The organism is Pseudomonadota bacterium (assembly GCA_018817425.1).
Classification (GTDB): domain Bacteria; phylum Desulfobacterota; class Desulfobacteria; order Desulfobacterales; family RPRI01; genus RPRI01.
Window position 1 is genome coordinate 87,170 of record JAHITX010000079.1, and the last position, 25,447, is coordinate 112,616.

Annotated in this window: 23 protein-coding genes; 5 read left to right on the forward strand and 18 right to left on the reverse strand. The window is 41.2% G+C overall.

Going from position 1 to position 25,447, the window contains the following annotated elements:
* Positions 1–104: 104 nt before the first annotated feature.
* Positions 105–1,052, forward strand: coding sequence for a GHKL domain-containing protein (locus KKC46_13490; protein MBU1054821.1), 948 nt, complete (start codon positions 105–107; stop codon positions 1,050–1,052).
* On the forward strand, positions 1,042–2,040 hold the full coding sequence (locus KKC46_13495; protein MBU1054822.1) for a response regulator: 999 nt from the start codon (positions 1,042–1,044) through the stop codon (positions 2,038–2,040). Before KKC46_13490 ends, KKC46_13495 begins: the two co-directional genes overlap by 11 nt.
* Positions 2,041–2,197: 157 nt before the next feature.
* Here KKC46_13495 and KKC46_13500 read toward each other — a convergent pair whose 3' ends face one another.
* Positions 2,198–3,349, reverse strand: a complete 1,152-nt coding sequence (locus KKC46_13500) for an ammonium transporter (GenBank protein ID MBU1054823.1) — start codon at positions 3,347–3,349, stop codon at positions 2,198–2,200.
* A 379-nt stretch (positions 3,350–3,728) separates the two neighbouring features.
* Between KKC46_13500 and KKC46_13505 the strand changes: the two genes are divergently transcribed.
* Both KKC46_13505 and KKC46_13510 read left to right on the forward strand, forming a co-directional pair.
* Positions 3,729–4,487 carry an ATP-binding cassette domain-containing protein gene (locus tag KKC46_13505; GenBank protein ID MBU1054824.1) on the forward strand — a complete coding sequence of 253 codons (759 nt, stop codon included), beginning with the start codon at positions 3,729–3,731 and terminating at the stop codon, positions 4,485–4,487.
* Positions 4,484–6,085 (forward strand): ABC transporter permease subunit, encoded by a 1,602-nt coding sequence (locus tag KKC46_13510; protein MBU1054825.1) that lies wholly within the window; start codon positions 4,484–4,486, stop codon positions 6,083–6,085. The genes KKC46_13505 and KKC46_13510 overlap by 4 nt, the downstream gene beginning before the upstream one ends.
* A 78-nt stretch (positions 6,086–6,163) precedes the next feature.
* Here the strand turns inward: KKC46_13510 and KKC46_13515 are convergent, their stop codons facing one another.
* The 3 genes from KKC46_13515 to KKC46_13525 form a co-directional block, all read right to left on the reverse strand.
* Complete coding sequence (locus tag KKC46_13515) at positions 6,164–6,961, reverse strand: glutaconate CoA-transferase (GenBank protein ID MBU1054826.1); 798 nt, start codon at positions 6,959–6,961, stop codon at positions 6,164–6,166.
* Positions 6,962–7,024: 63 nt separating this feature from the next.
* Complete coding sequence (locus tag KKC46_13520) at positions 7,025–8,041, reverse strand: CoA transferase subunit A (GenBank protein MBU1054827.1); 1,017 nt, start codon at positions 8,039–8,041, stop codon at positions 7,025–7,027.
* 320 nt (positions 8,042–8,361) lie between these two features.
* Positions 8,362–9,609, reverse strand: a complete 1,248-nt coding sequence (locus tag KKC46_13525; protein ID MBU1054828.1) for an OFA family MFS transporter — start codon at positions 9,607–9,609, stop codon at positions 8,362–8,364.
* 520 nt (positions 9,610–10,129) lie between these two features.
* Here KKC46_13525 and KKC46_13530 point away from each other — a divergent pair.
* Positions 10,130–12,160 carry a DUF3365 domain-containing protein gene (locus KKC46_13530; protein MBU1054829.1) on the forward strand — a complete coding sequence of 677 codons (2,031 nt, stop codon included), beginning with the start codon at positions 10,130–10,132 and terminating at the stop codon, positions 12,158–12,160.
* Between the two features lie 131 nt (positions 12,161–12,291).
* Here KKC46_13530 and KKC46_13535 read toward each other — a convergent pair whose 3' ends face one another.
* The 14 genes from KKC46_13535 to nifH form a co-directional block, all read right to left on the reverse strand.
* Positions 12,292–13,812: a radical SAM protein gene (locus tag KKC46_13535; GenBank protein ID MBU1054830.1), complete on the reverse strand. Its 1,521-nt coding sequence runs from the start codon at positions 13,810–13,812 to the stop codon at positions 12,292–12,294.
* A gap of 390 nt (positions 13,813–14,202) precedes the next feature.
* Complete coding sequence (locus KKC46_13540) at positions 14,203–14,364, reverse strand: hypothetical protein (GenBank protein MBU1054831.1); 162 nt, start codon at positions 14,362–14,364, stop codon at positions 14,203–14,205.
* Positions 14,365–14,452: 88 nt separating this feature from the next.
* On the reverse strand, positions 14,453–14,929 hold the full coding sequence (locus KKC46_13545; GenBank protein MBU1054832.1) for a GNAT family N-acetyltransferase: 477 nt from the start codon (positions 14,927–14,929) through the stop codon (positions 14,453–14,455).
* Between the two features lie 122 nt (positions 14,930–15,051).
* Positions 15,052–15,414 carry a four helix bundle protein gene (locus KKC46_13550; GenBank protein ID MBU1054833.1) on the reverse strand — a complete coding sequence of 121 codons (363 nt, stop codon included), beginning with the start codon at positions 15,412–15,414 and terminating at the stop codon, positions 15,052–15,054.
* 89 nt (positions 15,415–15,503) lie between these two features.
* A complete protein-coding gene (locus tag KKC46_13555) occupies positions 15,504–15,824 on the reverse strand; it encodes a hypothetical protein (protein MBU1054834.1) in 321 nt (106 codons plus the stop codon).
* Positions 15,825–16,001: 177 nt separating this feature from the next.
* Positions 16,002–17,255 carry a radical SAM protein gene (locus tag KKC46_13560; GenBank protein ID MBU1054835.1) on the reverse strand — a complete coding sequence of 418 codons (1,254 nt, stop codon included), beginning with the start codon at positions 17,253–17,255 and terminating at the stop codon, positions 16,002–16,004.
* A 25-nt stretch (positions 17,256–17,280) separates the two neighbouring features.
* A complete protein-coding gene (locus KKC46_13565; GenBank protein ID MBU1054836.1) occupies positions 17,281–18,639 on the reverse strand; it encodes a nitrogenase in 1,359 nt (452 codons plus the stop codon).
* Entirely contained in the window at positions 18,632–20,002 is a 1,371-nt protein-coding gene (gene nifE, locus KKC46_13570) for a nitrogenase iron-molybdenum cofactor biosynthesis protein NifE (GenBank protein ID MBU1054837.1), read from the reverse strand. The genes KKC46_13565 and nifE overlap by 8 nt, the downstream gene beginning before the upstream one ends.
* Positions 20,003–20,031: 29 nt before the next feature.
* Positions 20,032–20,334, reverse strand: coding sequence for a (2Fe-2S) ferredoxin domain-containing protein (locus tag KKC46_13575; protein ID MBU1054838.1), 303 nt, complete (start codon positions 20,332–20,334; stop codon positions 20,032–20,034).
* 38 nt (positions 20,335–20,372) lie between these two features.
* Positions 20,373–21,752 carry a nitrogenase molybdenum-iron protein subunit beta gene (nifK, locus tag KKC46_13580; GenBank protein ID MBU1054839.1) on the reverse strand — a complete coding sequence of 460 codons (1,380 nt, stop codon included), beginning with the start codon at positions 21,750–21,752 and terminating at the stop codon, positions 20,373–20,375.
* A 292-nt stretch (positions 21,753–22,044) separates the two neighbouring features.
* Complete coding sequence (gene nifD / locus KKC46_13585) at positions 22,045–23,700, reverse strand: nitrogenase molybdenum-iron protein alpha chain (protein MBU1054840.1); 1,656 nt, start codon at positions 23,698–23,700, stop codon at positions 22,045–22,047.
* Between the two features lie 54 nt (positions 23,701–23,754).
* Positions 23,755–24,135, reverse strand: coding sequence for a P-II family nitrogen regulator (locus KKC46_13590; GenBank protein MBU1054841.1), 381 nt, complete (start codon positions 24,133–24,135; stop codon positions 23,755–23,757).
* A complete protein-coding gene (locus KKC46_13595) occupies positions 24,132–24,488 on the reverse strand; it encodes a P-II family nitrogen regulator (GenBank protein ID MBU1054842.1) in 357 nt (118 codons plus the stop codon). Before KKC46_13595 ends, KKC46_13590 begins: the two co-directional genes overlap by 4 nt.
* 18 nt (positions 24,489–24,506) lie before the next feature.
* Positions 24,507–25,331, reverse strand: coding sequence for a nitrogenase iron protein (nifH, locus tag KKC46_13600; GenBank protein ID MBU1054843.1), 825 nt, complete (start codon positions 25,329–25,331; stop codon positions 24,507–24,509).
* Between the last annotated feature and the right edge of the window lie 116 nt (positions 25,332–25,447).

The following is a 25,447-nucleotide window of genomic DNA, read 5'->3' on the forward strand; positions in this document are numbered from 1 at the left end:
TGCAAGGTTTATACAACAGCATTGGAAATTTAAAGTATACCTTTGGCGCCATCCTTAGTTCTTTACCTTAAAAGTAATTATTAATCTAATTGCAGGTAAATACAATGAATGTTAAAAGAACCATAGCCCCGCAAATAGAAAAAAACGGATTGATTTTAATCGCATTTGCAATGGTAGCAATTTACTGGGTTATTGATTCTCTGGCATCCGGCCTTTTATTCCCACGCACTCTTATCGTAACTTTTGTCATTATATATGGGATTTTTACCCAGACATTGATCAATTCCCGCAAAGCAGCTCTTGATGACAAAGAAAAAACACAACAGCAGTTAATACAGTCTGAGAGCCTTGCTGCAATCGGGCAACTTGTGGCAGGAATTGCACATGAATTAAACAATCCCCTCTCCAGTACCGCAAGCTTTATTCAAAGCGATATCGAATTGATAAATGAACAGGAAGAAAAAAGAGAAATTGATTATGAAATACTGGCTGATCTTGAATTTTCACTAAAGGAATTAAACAGGGCCGAAACAATAGTTAAAAGCGTTTTGGGACTGTCCCGCCAGACACAAACATATGCCGAAAATGTGAATCTTAATAAAATACTTGAAGATACATTAAGAATACTTCACAATCAGTATAGTTCTTCCGATATAACAATTGTAAAAGATTTTGAAAATAATTTGCAGGAAATTAACGGTAATTTTGCAAATCTTGGGCAGGTGTTTATCAATATAATACAAAATGCTTTACAGGCATTGCCGGACAACAAAGGATTTATATATTTAACTACAAGATATAATAACAATACAAATTGTATTGAAATAGAGTGCCGTGATACGGGAGAAGGAATCCCAAGCGAAGATATCAAAGATATATTCAAGCCATTTTATACAACAAAAGAAGTCGGTAAAGGATCAGGCTTAGGATTATATATATCTCATGAAATTATAAAAAAACATGGGGGCCTTATCACTGTGAGCAGCAATAAAGATAAGGGCACAACCTTTTTAGTAGCGCTTCCGGCCAGAGGAGAAAAAAATGATGAATAACATTATGGTCGTTGATGATGAAGAAGGCATAAGGATCGCTTTGAAAAAAGTCCTGAAAAAGGATGGTTATGAAGTTTTTTTAGCTGAAAGCGGGGCCGAGGCTATAGATATTGTAAAAAAGCACATCAATGAAATAGAAACGGTAATCTCTGATTTTAAAATGCCCGGATTAGACGGTCTGGAAACTCTCCAGCAAATCGGCAGAATTAACCCGGAAATTATAAGAATTATTTTAACCGGATATGCAACTCTTGAGCGAGCTATTGAAAGTGTCAATTCAGATATAGACGGATTTTTAACAAAACCTTTTGACAATAATATTATCAAACTAAAAATTAAAGAATTCCATGTCAAAAAAAGATTAAAACAATTTGTTCCATTCCAGATCCTTGAAGAGCTTCAGAAGTACGGCAACAGCTTAACTCCTAAAAATCAGAAAATATCCGTTCTTTTTACCGATATTCGTGATTTCTCCGGAATATCTAAAAGAATAAGTACTCTTGAGTTAGCTGATCTCTTAAATCTGCATTATTTTCATCCTCTTGATAATATCATTTTCGAATTCAACGGCACACTTGATAAACATATAGGAGACAGCATTATGGGAATATTCGGAGCGCCGATAGTTCGCGAAGATGACCCTTTCAGAGCTGTTTCCTGTGCAATTAAGATGCGGGAAAAAGTCGCTGAAATAAATCATGAAATAAAAAATAAAAATTTAAGAATACCTGTTGGATTTGGAATCAGTACCGGAGAAACTATGGTAGGAATATTTGGATCATCCATCAGGAAAGAATATACTGCACTTGGGCAAGCAGTAAATTTTGCTGCGCATCTTGAACAGATTGCCAAAGAAGATCAAATTCTTATCTGCCATGAAACATATAAAGCCGTTAAAGATTTATTTAAGTTTGAATTGATTGAGGGGTTAATTATAAAAGGCATGGAAGGTGAAAGATCTATATATAATGTTCTCGAAGCGCTTTAAATAGCGAAATACTCTTCAGTTAAAGGTACCCATACGATAACACGAAATACTAAATGTATTCCTGTGGTTGAAATTTATCTCCCGCCTTGAGCTTGACCAAACTGAAACGTTTTGAAAGTGGTTCGTTAGTCTTTTTATTGATACTCATAAATTGTAACTACAGCTCGAATTCTTCAATATCATCGTATGGTTTTATTCTTCTTCCAAGAATCGCAATAATTTTTCCTGCAATAAAACCTGTAACAATTGCTACAAGAATAGTAATACCAATGCCTGTTATCTGACTGCCTTTGTTTATACCATTGACAACAAAAATAGCTGCTATGCCACCAAGAAGTCCGGGCATACCGTGTAAGTTCATGACACCACAGGTATCAATGCCTTTAAGTAAGTTTTCGATTTTTTTCTGTAGTACTGCAAAACCAAATGTTGATAGGGCACCCGCTAGTATACCTACTATAAAAGCAGCTGGGAAACTGGCTAAATCACAGGTTGAACCAATAGCTACACCGCCTGCCAAAGCAGCATTGGCAATATCTGCGGCTGAGACTTTGCCCCGTATGGAAATCGAAGCAAAATAAGTGGCAATTGTAGCACCTGAAAGGGCTAATATTACATTGATTGCAGTGTGGGGCACAAGTTCAGGAGGCACAAGAGCTGCACAAAAACTTGGCCAGAATAACCAAAGGATCATACTACCAAGCAAGGAAAACCTATCGCTTGTTGAGTCTGATTCAATAGGTAAGTCAATTTCATTTTTTGAGGTCATGGTCATTATCACCCCCAGTCCGAAGATTGCACCGAAGGCATGAATAACAATAGATCCTCCGGTATCAACAAATGTTCCTGAAGAAATCAGCCCCAAACCATTATCAAGGAGAACCCATTCATTAAAGGCATAGCAGGGTATAAAAAGAAGACCGAGCAAAATGTACTGACTCATTTTAAGCCTGCCGAGAGGAGCTCCTGCACAAATAAGAAGGCTGGCTGCAGCAAATTCCGCAAGGATCAGACTGTCTATTTCCGAACCCGATCCACCCAGAATGCCTAAATTGTCTTTAAGTATATAAAGAGGAAGCGCAATGCTCACCAAAAGATATGTAGCTGTTACAGCAGAACGTCCATATTTTTTTACGAACACCATTAGAAAACCAAAACCTGCTAATAGCATTGCCATTATATGGATTGCACGATTGTATTTTTGCACATCTACAACATGTTCTAACTCTGCGGCATAACCAATACCTGCAAAAAAGAAAATGATTACTAATGTTAATAATAATTTTAGAAACGTGTGAGTCTTGTTCATGATAATAATTTACTCCATAATTCAATAGATAATTTTAATTTTGACACAAACAAACGATATTGGTTTTTTATGCAAAGAACTTATTCCAAAAAATGGATTGCTGCGGCTATATCACAAACCCGGTAATTAGCAAAGAACTGAATGTAACAGGCAGTTTCCTTTCTGTTTTTGCTTAGCAAGAAGGCAAGCAACATAGCAAAAGGCAAAGGATATTAATAAAAACAGAGTGCATGAAAAATTTAAATGCGGTTACCTTGGGATTCTTACCCTTAATTGCCGAAATCGATTTATTGTGCTAAGAAAGTATATTATTTGTTTTCAGGTATTGTCGGCCAACATTTTCTAACCTCATAAAAATAATTTAGTTAAGTAATCGTCTATGATTGAACTTTTAAATGTATCAAAAACATTTGACAGTGGCCTCACTTATGCGGTCAGGGAACTGACACTTCAGGTTGATGAGGGCGAAACTCTTGTTCTTTTAGGTTCTTCAGGTTGCGGCAAAACCACAACTCTTAAAATGATAAATCGTTTGATCGAATCATCTTCCGGGATAATTAAGGTAAACGGTCAGGATATCAACGGCATAAACCCTGTAAGTCTGCGTCGCAGCATAGGATATGTATTTCAGGGTGTCGGGCTTTTTCCTCATATGACAATAGAGCAAAATATTGAACTTGTACCCCGCTTTCTTGGCTGGTCTGCCGAAAAAAGACAAAATCGGACAATTGAACTTCTTACACTTGTAGGTTTACCAGCAAAAGAATATGCACAAAGGTTTCCTGAAGAACTTAGCGGAGGACAACAACAAAGGGTGGGTGTTGCCCGCGCTTTAGCTGCAAATCCTGATTATCTGCTAATGGACGAACCCTTTGGTGCGCTTGATGCTATTACCCGTGAATCACTTCAACAAGAGTTGATGAATTTAAAAAATCATCTTAAAAAAACGATTGTTTTTGTTACACACGATATCTTTGAAGCATTATTGCTTGGAGACCGTATAGCGGTTCTTCACAAAGGACATCTGGAACAGATCGGCGCAAAGAAAGAAATACTTGGGTCTCCTGCAACCCAATTTGTTCATGATCTATTCGCAAAGCCTGCCAGACAGCTTGCCGATATAAAGGATTTATCATGACAGAACTTGGGCTTATATACTCTTATCTGTCCGGCAGAATGCCTGAGCTGTTGTTGCGCACCGGTGAACACCTTATGCTTACTGGCTTGTCTACTTTTTTTGCTATCTTAATAGGTGTGCCTTTAGGAACATATATTTTCCGATATGGATTTCTTCGTACTCCTGTAATGGGCATTATAGGTATACTTCAAACAATACCAAGTCTTGCCATGCTTGTATTTCTTCTTGCAATCTTAAATAAAATAGGAGCTGCGCCCGCACTTATTGCTTTAACAGTTTATGCCCTTTTGCCGATTGTAAGAAATACGCTTACAGGGCTCGATGGTGTACCACCAAACCTGATAGAAGCTGCAAAAGGTATTGGTATGACTGCATACCAGGAGTTAAAACTGGTTCGTTTTCCACTTGCAGTTCCTGTTATTGTAGCCGGGATCAGAACTTCTGCGGTTGTTGGTGTAGGCATTGCCACTCTTTCAGCTTTTATCGGTGCTGGAGGTCTTGGCCAGTTTATCAATCGCGGCCTTGCACTTTCCGATACAAAGCTGATTCTTCTTGGTGCTGTTCCTGCTGCTATCCTGGCGCTGATTGTGGATTTTTCAATTGGAGGTTTGGAATGGGCATTAAAGCCTGAAAGAAAAAGAGATAAAAAATGGTCATTCAAGGCAATTATCAGGCCGGTAGTCTTTGCAATTCCTTTTGTAATAGTTCTTGCAGGCGTTTTGCCCACATTCATATCTTCTTTTTCGGCCATATATAATGAATCGTCACATCCGGGTGCAGATAAAATAATTCGTATCGGAACAAAAAATTATACCGAACAGATTATCTTAGGCGAAATAATGACGCAGCTTATCGAAGCAAAAACGGATATTACTGTGGATCGCCGGTTTAACCTGGGCGGCTCCATGATTTGTCATGGAGCGCTTGTAAACGGAGGAATAGATCTTTATGCCGAATACACGGGAACGGCATTAACTGCAGTACTCAATGCCCCGGTAATATCAAATCCCGATGATGCATTAAAATTTGTATCTGAAAAGTATATGAAGCAGTTTGATCTGATATGGCTTAAACCTTTCGGCTTTAACAATACATATGCTATTACCGTCCGATCGGATGATGCAAAGAAAAACGGTTGGCAAAAGATATCGGATCTTGCAGGAGTTGCGCATAATCTTGATGCAGGCTTTACATCCGAGTTTGCAGAAAGACCGGACGGGTATCCGGGAATAAAAAAAACCTATAATCTATCATTTAAAATCATACGTGATCTTGATCCGTCTTTAATGTATGAGGCCATACATAACAAGAAAGTTGATGTAATTTGCGCATTTACCACAGACGGTCGAATCGAAGCGTATAAACTTAAACCGTTACAGGATGATAAAATCTTCTTTCCTCCATACAATGCTGTCCCTGTAGTAAGAATGGAAACATTAAAAAAATATCCCGAACTTAAAGAGACTCTTTTACTTTTATATAACAAGATTGATGACACTACCATGCAGCGGCTTAATTATGCGGCAGACGGGAAAGGACAAAGCCCGTCTAAGGTGGCAAATGATTTTTTAAAATCGGCAGGATTATTGAATAACTAAACTGTTTATTGCAAAGGCAGTGAAAGAATCACTGCCTTTGCAATAACTATGACACTGCCCGCATTGTTTACTGCCTTATTAAGCAGCGCGTTTTACAAAAATTCCGAGTGGATCGACTTCCTCACGGATCATCCGTACTTCTTCCGCTGTAGGTGCAGCAAACTGGTCGACATTATCGGCTACCAGCAGTTCAAAACCGGTTGCTGCCTGAATGCTTTCCACTGTTTCGCCGGGAAATATACTGATAAGACGCATTCTTTTGCTTTTTTCTTCGAAATCGAAGATACCTTTGGTGGTGATGAGACGGTACGGACCTTTGCCCTGCATACCTGCTTTATATCGTGCATTGGGACTGCCATCAAGATAGCCGGGGCTGGTCATGTACGACAGCTTCTCATTGAACTTTTTTTTGTCATGGGGAACGATGAGGATGGTTCTCTCGCAGGAAGCGGCCATGTCACTGGCACCGCCGCTGCCCGGAAGCCGTACTTTAGGTTTCAGGTATCCTTCAGGGTAATCACCCATCATGGTGGAGTTAAGGTTGCCGTACATATCAACTTCAGCGCCGCCGATAAAGCCGAAATCGGCAAAACCGCGCTGGGTCAACTCAAAGGCGCTGTTTAAGCCTTTAAGGTAAGATGCTCCGGTGAAGGTTTTTGAGTCGCCAACAGAAGTGGGCAGACCGTGCTTAAGGGGAGGCCCAACGGCTCCGGCCTCGAATACCGGGATCAGGCCAGGTGCATGTGTGTGGATTGCCAGCAGAGTAGCGACCATTGGCAGGCCGGTCCCGACAAATACTATTTTATTATTTTCCAGAATTTTTGCTCCCGCCACAACAATAATTTCCTGGGCGGTGTAATCTGTTGAAACTGTCATGATAACTCCTTATTTATTAATTCCGTAAGGTTTGGATGCAATAGAAATAACCGTATCCGGTAATCAGGCCAATCGCTCGCAGTTGTAGGACTCTGCTGCCTGATCGGCAAACAGCTTTTTGGTCTGGAATTTATCAATGTAATCCTCAAAGCTTTCAACACCAAAGATAAACTCATCATACCAGGCTTTCAATGCGTCAGATGATCCGCCCTTGCATATAGGAGCTATGAGACCGAGAAATTCAAGGATGTGGTCGCTATTAAAATAATAATGACGTCGACATGCTCCCGGATAAGCGCCGAAAGGCACCTTGACAACCGCGTCAATGGCCGGAAAAGGAATCATGATATCCTTGGGGTTGGTGACAAGCAGCTCATGAGATACAAGCTGTTCGCAGGTGACAATGGTATGAGCTGAAGCCATGGCGATTTCCGCACAAGTGGCGTCTGTTCCACGGATAATGCAGTTGCCATACATGTCGGCTGCCTGTACATGGATGAGAGCTACATTAGGATTGCTGGCCGGAAGCAAAGCAATAGGACGTCCGGTAAAGGGACAGTCAATGACCTTGGTACGACTGGTGTTGCGGATGTCACCACCCAGCGGTCCGCGGGTCGGAATAAAAGGTAAACCCATGGCTCCGGCCTTGAACCGGGCCGACATATTGTAATTGCTCCAGTCTTCAAACTCTATCATGCCACGCTCTGCGAGATAACGCCAGGCCTGGGAAAGGCCAAAGCCCTCATGGCCCCAGTACGCCAGTTCGATCCGTTTGATGGAACAATGGTCGGGCCTTACCATCATTGCGCCGGCAAGAAGCTCAGGAGCCATGCCTGCCGAATGGAAAGAAAGTATAAGATCTTTGAAACCCTGACGAATAATTTCGTGAACAATAGCAATGGGCTGACGGACATTAACAAAACCGCCGATACCGACATTGTCTCCAGCCTTAACGAATTCGGACACCGCCTCTTTCAGCGTCATCCGTTTGTCTCTCATAGACTTGTCTTTATTGACAAGAGCTTCCCTTGCCTCATCAGGTGATAAACCTGTCCAGAACATTTTAGCGTTTTTTTCCAATTTGATACCTCTTTTTATCTATCGCGCTACGCTAAGCGTCCGCGTAATCATATGTTTTTTATTATCCGGTAACCATGTTTTCCATAGGCGTGCTATATTAATCAAACAAAATAAAAATTGAAAGCAAAAACCATACAATATTGTATTTAATGCATAATCGTTTTAAGGAGCGTTAACAACCAATTTAAAATACTTATAATATTTTACAGAAAGCCCTCATCACCTATCACCGCATTACAGGGCAAAGATCTTTAAAATAATCCATGACTGGAAAAATTCCCGACACTTTTTCCGGTACAAAGAGATTAAAGGTTTACTCCCTAAGTTGTCTTTTCTTTATCTTTTAATGTGAAGGTTAAAAGAACTCCGCAAATAAGCATGACACCGGCAATAGCCAAAGATGATGTATAAGCGCCGCTATAGGCATGAAGCATTTGGGATACCCTTCCCAATACAAATCCGCCTACACCCCATGCGCTGAATACGATCCCGTAATTGGTACCAAAGTTCTTCAGTCCCCAATGATCCTTTGTTAGCGAGGGGAAAAGAGAAAGATTGGTTCCATAATTGAAACCGATAAAAGTGGCCAGAACAACTAACAACAAAGGCTTTGCACTGCTGGAACCTACAATGGGAATGGCGATAAACATAAGTACGGCTTGGAAAGTCAACATGATTGTCAGGGTGGCGCGTCGGCCAATTTTGTCGGATAAGATCCCTGCGATAATTCTTCCTCCTGCGTTGCCGATAGCCATTATGGCCACCGCCAGGAAAGCCAGTTCCCCCATGCTTTGTTTAGCCATACCGGCAACACTGCCAATTACCATGAGTCCGGCACCAGATCCAATAAAAAATATAAACCAAAGCCTGTAAAAGGTGCCGGTTTTGAGCATTTCGCTTGCGGTCGAATCTTTTACTGCATTTTCCGGGTGAGCACCGCCTTTGGTATCGATGACCATCGGTTTATATCCTGCGGGTGGGTTGATCAGCATCATAGAAAAAAAACACACAACGATTAAAAATGCGATTCCAAAAAACAGCATGGCCTCCTGCAATCCCCAAATGCCAAGCAGATATTGTGAAAGGGGTGCAATATAGACAGATGCCAAACCAAATCCTGAGACAACGAGTCCTGCAATCAATCCGGTTTTAGAAGGAGGAAACCATTTCAGCGCCGGCGGTGTGGCGGCTGAATAACCAAAGCCAATGCCGGTGCCTGCCAAAATCCCAAAGCCGATGATCCATACTGCATAACTCGTGGTTGTTGAAATCCAAATAAAGCCAATGCCCACCAGGACGCCACCTATGAAAGCCGTAATTCTGGGGCCAAATCTGTCCTGGCATTTTCCGGCCAAAATCATGGCAAAGGAAAAGACAAGGCAGCAGATTGCATAGGGATCGTTTAAAGAGGCAAGATCCCAGTTAAAGGCGCCTTCCCCGCCTGCTTTAATAGATTTTTCTATGCTACCCTTAAAGATACTCCATGTATATAAAATGCCAAGGGCAAGGTTGATGCAAGTTCCGCTAAACGTGACAATCCACCCCCTGTTTTTGATTTGTTGAAACATATGTTTATCCTTTTGCTCTTCGAGCAGTGTTTAACTGCCATCGTATTAAACGGGGCATTCCAAATGATAAAATCAAGGTTCCAAGGAAATACCCCATTTTATTATGTCCTGGATCTGTTATATAGGCTATTGCTTAAACTGACCCGTTAGCCGTTGGGTTCCAGCTGTTAGCAAAATGACAACAAGAGGTCAACCAGAAACAAATCTTTATACGCCGCTTATATTTCACGCCCGTAGGACGTGGTATATGGTTTTAATGTTTGCTTTGACTCGTATTATAGAATTTTCAACAGGCATTGGTCATTTCAAATATTTTTTGGATTATCAAAAAAACAATGTTATAAGTCAATTGCTTGCATCCTGCCGGCTTTCTGTTTATAATAAATCTGCTATAAAATATGAGTTGCATATCATCAGGTAAAAAGTAAAAACATGATTCTCAAATAATCATTTTCGGAGGCCACAACTTTTACAAGCTATTTCAACCAATATAGTAATTAGAAAACAAGGGGAATCAGACATGAAAACTCCTTATAAAATCAACACTCGTTTGTTTTTATCAATTGCTTTTCTGGTTTTTTGTTCTGCTGTTGCATTGATTGCCATTACAAACTGGCAAATGAAAAAATATGCTGTTAATAGTGCCAAAGAAGAAGCAATGATAACACTTAACCGGAACCTTTCAATCCACACTTACTTTTCACACCAACTGAAACCGGTCCTTTTTAAAAAACTTGGTCCAATGAAAATGACGGATTATTTTGATCCGATCTGGATGTCATCAACATATGCAGTCCGTGAAATAGATAAATATTTCAAATCAATAACCGATAGAAAATATTACTACAAAGAATGTGCTATTAATGCAAGAAGCCCTGAAAATGAAGCAGATGCATTTGAAAAATCTTTCATAAAAATACTCAATAATAATCCGGACATCAAGGAATCAAAGACAATACGGGAATTTGAGAATAAAAGATTTCTGGTTGTACTTAAGCGTGGCGAGGTAATGGAAGAAAGCTGCTTGAGATGCCACAGCAATCCGGATACAGCGCCAATCGATATGGTGAAACAATACGGGGCTTCCAGAAGTTTTAATCGTTCTGTTGATGAAGTCGTTTCCGCCATCTCCATTCGAATACCTGTTGAAGATGTATTTGCCCAGATCAACAAACTTTCATTTCATCTTTCAGCAATATTGCTCTTAATATTGGCAGCTCTTTTCGGCTCAATAACCTATCTGACCAAAAGTTTCATATTTGCACCCCTTAATTATATAAGGGAAAAATCTGTTAAAATAGTCAGCAACCCCGAACATTTGGGAGAGCATATTGAATATCCGGAAGGTCAAGAGTTTTTTGATCTTGTTAGTTCATTTAACGAAATGTCTTCGAAATTACGCAAGGATCGCGATCATCTGGAGAACCTTGTAGAACAACGAACCAAAGATTTAAAACAGCTTAATGAACAACTTGAACAAAAGATTAAAGAAGCGGAAGAAGAAATCAATAAACGCAAACTGGCGGAAGAGGCTCTGCAAAGCTCTAAGGATAAATATCAGAGACTGGTAGAAGAGTTAAGCAGCCAATTTATGATTTATAGTTTTACGCTGGACGGAACTTTGATGTATGCGAGTCCCGGAATAAAATCGATATTCGGAATTTCTCCTGAAAAAGCTATTGGAAAAAATGTTTTTGACAATATAATTAACTGGAATCCGGAAGAGTATGAGCTTGGCAGGAAGAAGTTTGCTGATTTGCTTTCCGGACAGGAAGTTAAGGGTATTGAATTGTCTTTTCTTCATCCTGATGGCACACAACGCACAATATTGGATACTCCTCATATAATCAGGGACAGTAATGGTGCGATTCAATTCATAGAAGGTATTTCCGAAGATATCACAGAGCGAAAGCAAGTTGAAAAAGCATTAAAAGATAGTGAAAAGCGCTACCGCACATTGATAGAAAAGATGACAGTTGGATTTGCTTTGCATGAAATAATATATGATGAAGACGGTAAGCCATACAACTGTAGATTTCTGGAAGCCAATAAAGCTTTTGAAAAGATCACAGGAATTGAGGCTAATAAACTTATAGGTAATACAGTGCTTGAAGCACTCCCTCAAACAGAATCATACTGGTTTGATACTTACGGAAAAGTTGCCCTTACCGGGGAACCTGTTCATTTTGAAACTTATGTTAAAGAAATCGACAGCTATTATGATGTGGTGGCATACAGTCCTCAAGAGGGACAATTTGCAACATTAATGTCAAATATAACAAAAAAGAAAAAAATGGAAAACGATCGTAAAAAACTAATCAATGAACTCCAGGAAGCTCTTGAAAACATCAAAACTCTTAATGGGCTTTTGCCGATCTGTGCCCAATGCAAAAAAATACGTGATGATAAAGGTTATTGGAACCAGATAGAAACTTATATTGAGAATCATTCTGATGCATTGTTCAGCCATGGCCTTTGTCCGGACTGTATGGACAAACTCTATGGCAAAGAACCCTGGTATAAAAAAATGAAAGAAGATGAAAATGAGTAGAAATTTTCCGGACAAAATACATCGCTCCCGGTGCATCTATTCGTGATTTTATTGGCATGTACTTCGATTAACATATCAACGAATCATGCTTAATAGTTTAATGTCCCCTATACTACCCAAGGAAAAACCCTTTATCCACCTTTGGACATGAGAAAGAACGGGGCATGGTTCGATGTGAACACGGGAGGATCTCTGCGCAAGATTGCCTGGATCACGGGATTTCTTCTGAACTCGCGATCCAGAAACTTTCTGACATCCTTTCTTTCCCAACCTCCGGGATGCCTGAATTGACTGTAGAGGGTCAGATCACCTGAATAAAAATCCTTAGTATCCATGCCTGCCGCATCCGGACCATAGGCGGGCATATTGAATATTGCAAGGTTAAGATAGCCGATATATTCTTGATGTTTTAAAACATAATCGAGGGTGCTTTTTGCCTCTCTGTACGTTTCGGACGGTGTCCCGAAGAGCAGATATATATAGGTGCCTATACCGGCATCTCTGAGATTTTTCAATGCTATGGATGCCTCTTTCAGATTAATGCCCTTATCAAGTGCGTCGAGAACACCCTGGTCCCCCGATTCAAGGCCTATCTTAAGCATAACGCACCCGGAACGTTTCAGGCTTCTGCAAAAGTCAGGGTCTGTAAGCTGACGGGTTATGCGTACAAATCCGTACCAGGGGATACCGAAGGGTTTGTCGGCTATTGCTTTAAGGAGCGCCGGACTCATCGCATTATCGAGAAAATGTATAAGGCAGAGTTTTTTGCCGTCGATGAGCTTTTCAATGTCAGATATCGATTCATTCACCGGAAGGGGAGAATAGGAACCGCCCTCAGCCTTTTCCGGACAGAATGTGCATCTACTCCAGTAGCAGCCGTTTGACGCGCTGTAAGGGAGAACAAAGCCCGGAGACAGGTAAGAATTTTCATGAAATGGACTGTAATCCGGTGATGCATGAGCATCTAAAGGAGACAATTTGAGAATGTCAAGGAGGGGCTTTTCGCCCGGCCCTGCCACCATATCATCAACAAGACCATCAAATGGATTGTTCCAGCCGGGGTTGCTAAGCCATGATGTTACAAGGCCTCCGCCAAGAACCAGTCTTGCGTCCGGGCAGAGCTTTCTTATGATACCGATCATGGAAAATGCCGGTATGGCCTGACTTAGATAGTTCAATGAGATTCCAACAAGAAAAGGCTCTTCATCTTCGAAGATATTCGACAGTCGCTCCATAAAATAAAAGTAAAAGGGACTCGTTTCCGGTTGCTCCGATGCCCGTATGAGATCGAAACTTCTAAGAGGTGAGAGGGCAATATCCTGATAATTTGCAAGACCCAGATGGACGCCATGAGAGAGTGCAACCTGGTAGAGAATGCGATCTATATCGTTTACTGCCCGCGTGTAGCGGTCTATATCTTTGTAGAGATCAGTATGAAGAAACGCGGAAATATTAAAATCCAGATGTCGTGATGCCCGCCTGGTCCAAGTGTCGTTGGCCTTGACGGGACTTTGCAGAAGATTCATCAGGCCTTCGAGATTGGCATCCAATACCCGGCAACGAACATTATGCTTTTCCAGCATCCCCAAAAGCTTCGCAATCCCTGCAGGTGGTTCGCAAGGTCTTACGACAGGAGGATTGATCAAAAGCACAGATATTTGGGGACGCCCTTTAGTTTTATAGTTTTTATTATTCAATGATACAATAACCAGTCTTATTAATTATTTTCTTTTCATCTGCTCATTTGATTCAGCAAGTACTGTCTCAACAAAATCTCCATTGCCAAGTATGCGTTCATCTGATTTCCCGAATAACTTTGCCTTACGCATGGCTTTTACTGCTTCACAGCCTTAGCTGCTTCTTATCAATCCTCCCCCGATCAAATCGGGACGCTTGCCTTCCGCTAAATGCCTTTTTCAACAAATGCCTTATAACGCCTGCAGGCTGGCCCTGCTTTGTTTCCGAAAAGTTCTAAAACATCAGTTATATCCTGCCATTGCCGGGAAATCTTACCCATGATGTTGCTGTGGTCTGAATAAGGATCATGCGAAACAACGGCTTTTGGTTTCGGCTATAAGCTTTCCAAACCGGTTTAGAAAATCATCACGATCGGAATCAATCCTGAATATTTTGGCCCGCTCGATTCCCCGTACAATGATATGATGAAGGGCTCCCGGTGCATCTACTCTTGCTTTTCTTGGCATGCCATCTATTTAATACAAATAATTAAGGTTGTCAACTATAAATGTAAAGGGCGTCCCCAAACTGACACACAAACTGACCTCTTTACAGTTAGATTATAGCTATCTGCTGGATTTGTTTATGCAGGCTAATGAGATTGGTTTTATTCCAACCGATATGATTGTAAAACTTTATAGCGGAAATATTGTCTTTATCGGCAAGAAGCGAAAGCCTGACCGCATTACGTTTTTTTGCCCATTGTGTGATGTCTTCAAGCAATCTTTCTCCAACTCTCCTGCCCTGACAGTCCTGACTTACAACCATGTCTTCGACAACAACGGATATACCACCTTCCGCTGTAGATATCAGGGTTTGAGCTGTCACCATCCCAACGACTTCTCCATCTATATCAGCTACTTTGACGCAACGGTGTTTACCGCAACCATCAAGCATCATCTCAAGACCGCGGCTCTGGCGTTTAATATCAAATTTAAAATCTTTTTCGATTGAAAACAAAAGTTCTAAAAGCTCCAAAAGCTTATTGATATCTTCCTGCTTTGCATCACGAATAATAAGGGATGATAACAATTAATCCTCCATATAACGAGACACTTTGCATAACGCCACCTTTGGATCGATTACTGCGTAATGCTTTTTTCTTCTTTCAATTAATAAGGAGAAAGGGGGCTTTAATTCGAGTGCTCATAGATTTACTGTTTATTTTCTAAAGTTTTTATCATGAATCTTAACATTATTTCAAGCTCAGAAATATTACCATGAAGTACTGATAACTGCTCCTTGTTAATATAACCAAGATCCCCAGACAGTATTATTTGCATTTCCAATTCATATGTTGAGCGATAAGCAACATATAATAATTTTATATATTCCAGGGTTGTTTTTTTTCGGTATCCTCTGGCAATATATTTCGGAATGGATACGGCGGCCTTTTTCATTTGAGTTGCTAAGATAAACCCTTCATGTTCGGGGAATGTGTCTGTTGCCCTATCGATATCCTGAGATAATTGATAAGAATTTTGCCAAACTATTAATTCTTTATAATTTCTTGGCATTTAGCTCAAATCCTTGAATCCTCGTATGGATCACAAAATCTTTGGTGATCCATACGAGTTAAGCCAATAACACAAAGAGGAGGAAATTGTTATTGGTGGGGGATTTCTTTAATTTCTCCATCGAAGATAACAGGTTCGATTCCCTGTTTCCTCAATTTTGCTGCGGGTACTTCTCCAATTCTTGTCATATAGATCTTGTTGCAGTCAGCTATTACAGATGAAATAAGATTAAATTTATCCGGATCAAATTCATGTTTCGGATCATTTACTGAAAGAGTTTCCGTATTCCTTTCTTCAATAAATTCCATATTGTCTTTTAAATCATATATTAAGAAACGTTTGGCTTTTCCAAAATGCTCATCCACACAAATTGCGTTGGTTGAAACAACTGCAATACGAGTTTTGTCCATTATATTTTCCTCCAAATAAGTCTTTAGAGCCGGTTTCAAAACGTTTAGTTTGGTCATGCTTAAGACGGGCGAAAATTTTAACCGCAAGAGAAGATGGGGGATATCAAGGGTTAAAATTTTCGCCCAATACAGCGACAATCCAAAACGGGACGTTTTGAAATTGGCTTACCATATTATTTATCCGCACCCCAACCCCGTCCCACCACAACCGGAAGGGTTGAATTTACGGCTTTTAAACCTGCCAAGATCACTGCCTTCAAAAACAGCCTCCAGCCCTTCGTCGACGAAGCCCTCCATTTCAACAGGCAGTATTCCGGCAACTTCAAGAATCTGTTTTGGCCGGTCTCCAAGAGCACTGGTAAGGATGGCGCGACAGTCTTTTATAGTATCCTTCAATTGATTCCACCTGTCGTCTCCTCCTCCCGGTTTCGGCGCATACCTGATATCCACAAGCTTATACCCATCAATACCTTTCCCATAAATCATAAAACGATCTGCTTCTCCCAGGTGCATATTGACAAGAGTCCCTTCCATCGAAGCCACTGCTACATAAGGTTTATTTTTATTATCCTTTTCTTTAATTGCGCTGCATTCGGAAAGGCACCCCTGAAACTCAGTAATACGATCTTCGCCCAAAAGCCCAACAGCATCAGCACGGCAGCGGGTACAATGCTTCATCTGTGAAACGTATTTCCCGGCATCGTCTCTGATCCTTGATACAATTTCGTTATTCGGCTCTTCCATTTTTTCAAATTCAGAACCAGGGCTTGGAAACATGGCAATAGCATTCATGATATCGACTTTTAAATGCCCCATTTCCTTTGCGATTTCTATAATGTGATCATCATTTATGCCCGGAACAATTATTGAGTTAATCTTAACCGTTATATTTTTTTCCTTTAACTTTTTAATTGACTCAAGCTGGCGTTCAATAAGCTTTGCTGCCGCATTTTCTTTTCTATACAGCACTTTTCCATCCCTTGCCCAGGAATATATCTTACCACCTATAGCCGGATCGAGGGCGTTAACCGTAATAGTAATATGGGTCAGGTTGAGCCCGCTAAGTTCTTCTATATAAGGCAAAAGGCCCATTCCATTAGTTGCAAGACAGAGGATAATATCAGGAAACTTTTTGTTAATGAGTCTTAAGGTTTCCATTGTTTCCTCCGGATTGGCAAAAGGATCACCCGGTCCGGCAATACCGGCTACTGTTATACGTGGTTCTTTTATAAGAACCTTTTCAAGATAATCGACAGCCTGTTTTGGTGAAAGAACAGCACTGGTAACTCCGGGCCTGCTTTCGTTCAGACAATCATATTTCCGGTTGCAGTAGTTACATTTGATATTACATTTTGGTGCCACGGGAAGGTGTACCCGTCCGAATTTATTTTTTACATCTTTATTAAAACAGGGGTGTGCGTCCAGGTTCATTAGCTGCTCCTTTATCGTCAATTACTTACATATAAGAGTATCCAACAGGTGAATCATTCTGCTTCTTTTCGATTACTAAATTTACAAGGTTATCAAGCAGGGCCTGCGCCCCGCGATAGCCCAGGTGAAGAACACGCTGTCCGCCTATACGATCATGGATCGGAAAACCTACCCTCATCAAAGGAATCCCATACTTTTTTGCCAGAGCGTAACCCTTGCTGTGTCCGATAAGAAGATCAGGTTTTAATGTTGCTACATCTTCTCCGATGTCATAAAAATCAACGCCCTCTTTTACAAGCGGCGCATCGATAATCCCTTTAGTTACCGCAGTAATCTCTTTTTCCATTTTTCTGCTCTTTCCACCTGATGCACAAAGAACCGGCTGAATTCCTATTTCTGCCAAAAACGAAGTAAGACCAACAACCAGATCTTCTTCTCCATAAACAACAGCCTTGCATCCGAAAATATATTTATGAGCATCCACATATGAATCTATAAGTCTGCCACGTTCCAGTACATGCTTTTCGGGTGTTTTGCATCCTGATATGTCTTCTATAACCGAGAAAAATTCATCACTCTCCCTAAGCCCAACCGGCATCCCAAGAGAATAGTTTTTAACACCAAAACGGGTATTTAAGAGTTTTCCTGCGGTGGTATTTCCAAAAATTGTACGCCCGAATTCAATAGTTGCACGGGCCTTTCCCATGCTTTTTATTTTAGACAGTGGAGTTCCACCTTCAGAAATCTTCTGATAATCAAGAAGAGCCGTACCATCTAAAGATTCCGAAATATCAGGCAGTATTACTCCTTTGATATTAAAATCAGAAAAAACCTCTTTTAGATAACGTATGTCGGCTGGTGAAATAAACCCCGGCAGCAGGTTAACGGATTCATCTTTGCCTTCTTTAGTTGCAATCTGATCAACAAGCGCCTTAACGGCATCATGAAAACCTTCCATATGCGTACCGCCATAGCTTGGTGTGGAAACATTCACCAGAAGCGGAGAGTCACCGGATTCAAAAATAGATTTTTCTTCTTCACGAAAATTTTTAATAATGGAAGGAACATCATCGCCGATTGTTTCAGTTAAGCAGGTCGTGGCGATACCGATCATCTTTGCCCCATACTTTGTGGTTACATTTTTGATCCCCTGCTTTAAATTCGGGCCTCCACCGAATATAGCATTTTTTTCTCCCAGCGAAGAAGACGCTATATCCATTGGTTCCCTGAAATGACTTATAATATAGCGGCGCATATATGTTGCGCATCCCTGTGATCCGTGCAGAAACGGCACAGCCCCTTCAACACCCTTAAAAGCAAGGCATGCCCCGATAGGTTTGCATAGTTTACATGCGTTTGTTGTTGACGTATAGTTATCAGACATTTTTCACATCTCCTGTAGTATTGCGGGGGACAAAACGCCATACCGGGCTCATAACAGTGTTATAAACTTCTTTGGCAAAATTGAGCATGCCTTCAAATCCTTCCAACCCGATTTTTCTCTCGTGATTATGATCGCAAAATCCCACACCAAGCTTGAATGCAACCGGGCGTTCTTTTACTCCTCCTATAAAAATATCCACTCCCTTTTCCTTGACAAACTGTGAAAGCTCCAGCGGATTGGAATCATCAACTATTATTGTGCCCGGATCAGTAATCTCTTCAAGTTCTTCGTAGTCTTCTTTGGTGCCGGTCTGAGACCCTACCATTACTACTTTCATTCCAAGATGTCTTAATGCCTTAACCAGAGAAAAAGCCTTGAATGCCCCGCCGACATATATGGCTGCTTTTTTTCCTTCAAGCGCTTTTTTATATTTTTTTAATTCAGGGTAAAGAACCGCAAGTTCGTCTTTAACCAGTTCCCTGGTTTTTTCTATCATTTGGCTATCACCAAAATAATTTGCGACATCATAAAGAGCCTGGGCCATATCTTCCACACCGAAATATGAAACTCTTATAGAAGGAATACCGTAGGTTTCTTCCATCATATTTGCCAGATCCATGGTAGACCCGGAACACTGAACAACATTTAATTTTGCACCATGGGCTCTTTTTATATCTTCAACCCGCCCGTCCCCGGTGATATTGGCGACAACCTCAACACCCATACGTTTGAAATAATCTCTGATTAACCATATTTCGCCGGCAAGATTAAAGTCACCAAGGATATTAAGGCTGTATGGAGATATATCATTAGTTTCGCCTGTTCCCACCAGCCTGAAAAGGGCCCTGCACGCAGCGTTATAGCCTTCACGTTTATTACCCTTGAAGCCTTCCGACTGAACCGGAATAACCGGAATTCCCTTTTCTGCACTGACCTTGCGGCAGACTGCTTCCAGATCATCACCAATAATTCCGACTATACAGGTTGAATAGACAAATGCCGCCTTAGGTCCATGAAGATCGATAAGATCATTTAATGCTCTATAAAGTTTTTTTTCTCCGCCGAAAATAACATCTTTTTCCTGCAGGTCGGTACTAAAACTAAGCCGGTGGAGTTCGGGACCTGATGATAGCGCCCCCCTGATATCCCAGGTATAGACTGCGCAGCCTATAGGGCCATGTACCAGATGCAGAGCATCTGCAATCGGATACAATACCACTCTGGAGCCGCAAAAAACACACGCTCTCTGGCTTATCGCTCCGGCCAGGCTGTCGCGGTTACAATCGATATTAAATGGTGATTCACCTTTGCGGTGGATCTGATTTTCTCTTTCTTCAAAAATTACAGCTGTCGATGTTTCCATTTTATTCACCTCATGACATCATAATACCATTATGTAATCAGGTATTTTTCCGCTGCTACTCCCTCTTCAAGGGCATCCAGTATTTCATCAACTTCAGCTTCCCCGTTAATATTCCCGTACCATATTCCTTGAGGATATATGACCATGGCCGGACCATCGTCACATCGGTTCAGACAACCCGAACTGGATACCATTGCATTTAAACCCCGGTCCACCAATTCCTCCTGCAAATAGGGAATAAGATTGGGGGACTCTTTACGCAGGCATTTGCCTTTCGCTTCAATACCTCTAAAACTGCAACACACAAATATATGATAATCAGGTTTATCCATTTTAATAACTCCCTTATTTAGACTTTCAAATTCAGATCTTACATTACAAGTTCAAAATCGATATCGGTAGCATCTCTATCTTTTCTATCCAAAAGCGCGTTTAATATTTTTTCCAGCAGCCGTATACCTCCTTTGTAACCCACTGTAGGAAAGTAACTATGCCCTATCCGATCCATGATTGGAAAACCATGCCTTATAAAAGGTATGTCTTCATCCCGTGCAATATATTTTACATAAGTGTTTCCAATGAGCAGATCTACCGGCTCATTTTTAATCCACTGGTGAAAGAGATACATATCTCCGGGCACTTTGATTTTTACTTCACCCGGAACTTCTGCTGTTATCTCCCTTAACTCCTTTTCAAACTTCTTTCCTGCCGGACTGCCTGTAACCATGTAAACAGGATGCATATCAATGGATACCAGAAATTTTGCCAGCGCCATAATCTGGTCCGGGTCTCCCACAAGGCCAACCCTCTTGCCGTAAAAATACTGGTGCATATCAGCTATAATATCTAACATCTGACCTCTTTCAAAGTTAATGGAATCCGGTACATTGACATTAGCCATGCATCTGAGGTGATCTATGAATGTATCCGTTGCATGCAAGCCGATCGGCAAATCAAGTATTTCGCATCTGACCTTGCATTTCACATCAAGCGCTTTTGCCGCCGCTCCTGAGGCATGTGGCCCCAGTGCTATGGTTCCTATGCTGCTTCCCGCCATTTTAAGCTCTTCAATTGTAACTCCCCCTTCAGGAAACATCTTATACTTTCCTGTCATTGGGCCGTTTAACACCTTTGATGTATCGGGAAACATTATTGTCTTTATCCCCATTTCGGCTGCAAGTCTTTTCATCTCTTCCATATCCGAGGGTTCCACAAATCCGGGTATAATATTAACAATTTTATTTTTTGATCCTGTGTATTCGGCAAAATAATCTACCATTGCACGGGTCATATTCGAAAATCCTGTAACATGCGATCCCACATAACTCGGGGTGTTTGTGTGAATAACATATTTTCCCTCAGGAATTTTCCCATCGGATCTTGCTTTATTAATTATCTGGGGCAAGTCGTCTCCGATAGTTTCTGAAAGACATGTCGTATGAACGGCAATCACAGCAGGATTATAAACCGTAAAAATGTTGTCAATGGACTGGAGCAGGTTTGCCTGACCACCGAAAACAGAGGCTCCCTCTGTAAATGCGCTGGTCGCGGCTATAACCGGTTCCTTGTAATGACGCGTAAGCGTACTGCGGTGATAAGCATAGCATCCCTGAGAACCATGACTGTGTGGTAAACATCCGTGAATCCCGAGTGAAGCATACATGGCTCCTATAGGCTGACATGTCTTTGCCGGATTCACTGACAACGCCTTTCGTTCTTTTATTTCATCAGTTGTATGTCTTAGAAGCATATCTTATGTCCTCATATTATATTTAATTTTCAGGCTGATGGTTTCGATAATCAAAACAAGCAATTAATCAGATAACTACTCAGGTTGTTAGGTTCACAGTTCACGGTTGGTTGCTTTGAGCCCTTCATACGCAAACCCCGGCTTCTTTGTCATACGGTACGCTTTTTGAGTCAATGTACATGCCGGTTGCCAAGCCTCAACATCTTCAAAACGTCCGATTTTGATCGCACTTAAATCTTAAACCGTGAACCATGGAACCGTGAACCATAAAACTGTGAACCCGAATGTTTACTTAATCGGATGCATAAGCCGCAGCCAGTTCCGGGTGAGACTGCCATGGAGCTTTCAGATATCTCCATATTTTGCTGTTGACCATACGGTCAATTTCTCTGTAAAAGTTTATAGCACCACTAAATCCGGCGTATGGTCCACCGTAGTCATAACTGTGGAGCTGTTTCATTGGAATTCCGTTTTTCTGTACCGTATACTTCTCCTTAATGCCGGCACAATAGATGTCCGGTTTGAAAGACTCTATAAGCAGGTCGGATTCGCGCTGACTTATGTCGTCTATAATCATAGCGCCACTATCCATATCCGGCATCATGCCATCGTAGTCAGACAGTTTCAGCCCGGACTCCTCAAGCTTTGCAATCTCGGATTCATTTTTTCTCGGATTAAATTTTTCAGGGTCAGGCTTGACATCAAGTTCTTCGATGTTTCTGCTGTCGGCATCAACTTTAATGTCGGGAAGCACTCTCCTGCCTTCATAGTCATCTCTATGAGCAAATTCATAGCCTGCCGAGAGTGTTTTCATGCCAAGTTCGGCAAAGAGTTCCTGGTAGTGATGAGCCCTTGAGCCTCCTACAAACAGCATCGCCTTTTTCCCTTCAGTTCGGGGTCTGAATTCTTCTATTGCCTTTTTTACCGCTGGCATTTCTTCGGCAATAACTTCTTCAACCTTTGCAATCAGTTCTTCATCGCCAAAATACTGAGCAATTTTTCTTAATGATTTTGCCGTGGCATTTGCTCCGATAAAGTTAATCTTGATCCAGGGCAGGCCGTATTTTGTTTCCATCATTTCAGCGACATAATTGATGGATCTGTGACACATTATAAGATTCAGATCAGCAACATGAGCATTGGCGAATTTATCAATACTGGAATTACCGCTGAAAGTTGAAATTAAGGTAATTCCACATTTGTCAAAGATCCGCTCTATTTCAAATGCGTCTCCACCGATATTATATTCTCCCAGCAGATTAATTTTATATTTGCCGTCCCGCTCAGTATCATCAGTACCAACCACATGGGTAAAGATACCGTTATTTGCAATGTGATGGCCTGCTGACTGACTCACTCCCTTGTAACCTTCACAACTGAAACCAAAGACATTAATTCCAAGTTTTTCCTTCATTTCACGGCAAACAGTATGAATATCGTCTCCTATTAAACCCACCGGGCAGGTAGAGAAAACCGCTATAGCCTTCGGATGGAAATTGTCATATGCTTCCTGTATGGCCAGGGCGAGTTTTTTTTCTCCTCCGAATATGATCTGTTCATCCTGCATGTCGGTAGAAAAGCAGTAAGTCATAAAATTATGATTATCCGGTGTGGTGCTCGGATCAGTCTGGTTCCTTCGTGTCAACCAGCTATAGAATCCGCATCCAATCGGGCCGTGGGTAATGTTTATAATATCTCTTGTTGGCCCCAAAACCACACCCTTGCAACCGGCATAACAGCATCCCCGCTGACCGATTAATCCCGGAACCGTCCGAACGTTTGGGCTGATATCCGCCACTTTACCGTCGCTATCAAACTTATTGATTATGATCTGCTTTGCTCTTTTTCTGGCAACTTTGGGTGGATACTGTAGTAATATTTCTTCTTTGATTTCTTCAGGAGTATATCCATCAATCTCAAATTTTATATTTTCTTCAGGTAACGCCATTTTAAGCATCTCCTCTTTTACAATACTTGTTGGTTCTTCAATTCACATGTCATCTCAAATATCATCTAAAACATCATCACCGCTTTCACCTGTTCTTACGCGCACCGCATCAAGGCATGGCATTACACAAATAATTCCGTCTCCCTGTTTTCCTGTTTTGTTGACTTTCATTATCGTTTTTACGGTTTTTTTCACAAGTTTATTAGGAACAGTGATAATTAAGATACGTTTTGGTATAAGCCTGTTGCTCTGCCCTAAAAGTGAAACGGCCTCTTCATAACCTTTTTCTGCTCCTTTGAGCAGTTGAAGATCTATCAAACCTTTACCCCGTCCAAGGACGCTTCCCGCAGTTATTGAGGAAATACCCGCTTCGGAAAGGGTGATTTTTGTCTGGTTCATCATGTTCATTCGGATAATAGCCAATATTTCCTTCATATTTTCACCTCTTCAATATTACCTCCGGCATCCTCTTTTATGCCTGAACTGATGGTATAAACTTCCTCTACAGGCACAATAAATATCTTTCCATCACCATAAGCGCCCTTATCTCCGCTACGTGCCGCTTTTAATATTGTTTTAATGGCAAACTCCTTGTCCTTTTCCTTTATAAGGGTAAGCAGCATTTCTTTAGGGATCTCATCATAGGTAATTTCTCCGATTTTAATTCCCCGCTGCTTCCCGCGGCCGACAACCGAAATCTTTGTGACACCCGGAAAGCCTGCTTCCATCAATGCAGCTAGTACAGCGTCAACTTTTTCCGGCCTTACAATAGATCTGATCATAATCATGATTATTTCCTTTCTTATTTAAGCTGCTATTCCATATTCAATTAGAAGTTTTTCAAGATCGTCCATGGGCAATATTTTAGGTATGACCATCATTTTGTTCTCATCAATTTTTCTTGCTAATATTCGATACTCTTCGGCCTGTGCATGTTCTCTATCAAACTCGATTACTGTTTTACGATTTATCTCGGCCTTCTGAACCATGTTATCCCGTGGCAGGAAGTGAACCATCTGGGTTCCGAGTGCATCGGCAAAGGCAAGAATCATTTCTTTTTCATTATCAACTTTTCTGCTGTTACAAATCAGACCTCCAAGCCTTACACCACCGGCCTCTGCAAACTTGACTATTCCTTTGCAGATATTGTTTGCGGCATACATAGCCATCATCTCGCCGGAAACTACTATGTAAATTTCCTTAGCCTTTCCTTCCCTGATGGGCATGGCGAATCCACCGCAGACCACGTCACCTAGTACATCATAGAAAACATAGTCTAATTTTACATCTTCTGCATAAGCTCCAAGCTGTTCCAGCAGGTTGATGGATGTGATAATTCCCCGACCGGCACAACCTACCCCGGGCTCAGGTCCGCCCGATTCAGTGCATAGAATTCCGCTAAAACCTGCTTTGCGTACATCATCAAGTTCAACATCTTCTCCCTCTTCCCGCAGTGTATCCAGAACTGTTCTCTGTGCGATTCCACCCAAAAGAAGTCTTGTGGAATCTCCTTTGGGATCACAGCCTACAACCATTACCTTTTTTCCGCTCTCGGCCAGCCCGGCAACAGTATTCTGAGTAGTAGTTGACTTGCCGATGCCGCCCTTACCGTAAATAGCTATTTTTCGCATTTTCTTCTCCTTCGTATGATAGGACTTTGTGAAATAGATTTAATTCTACTTATTACAATAGTTATGCCACAAGAAATTAAATCCGATTAAATGCTTTTAAATGCTATATATTATTA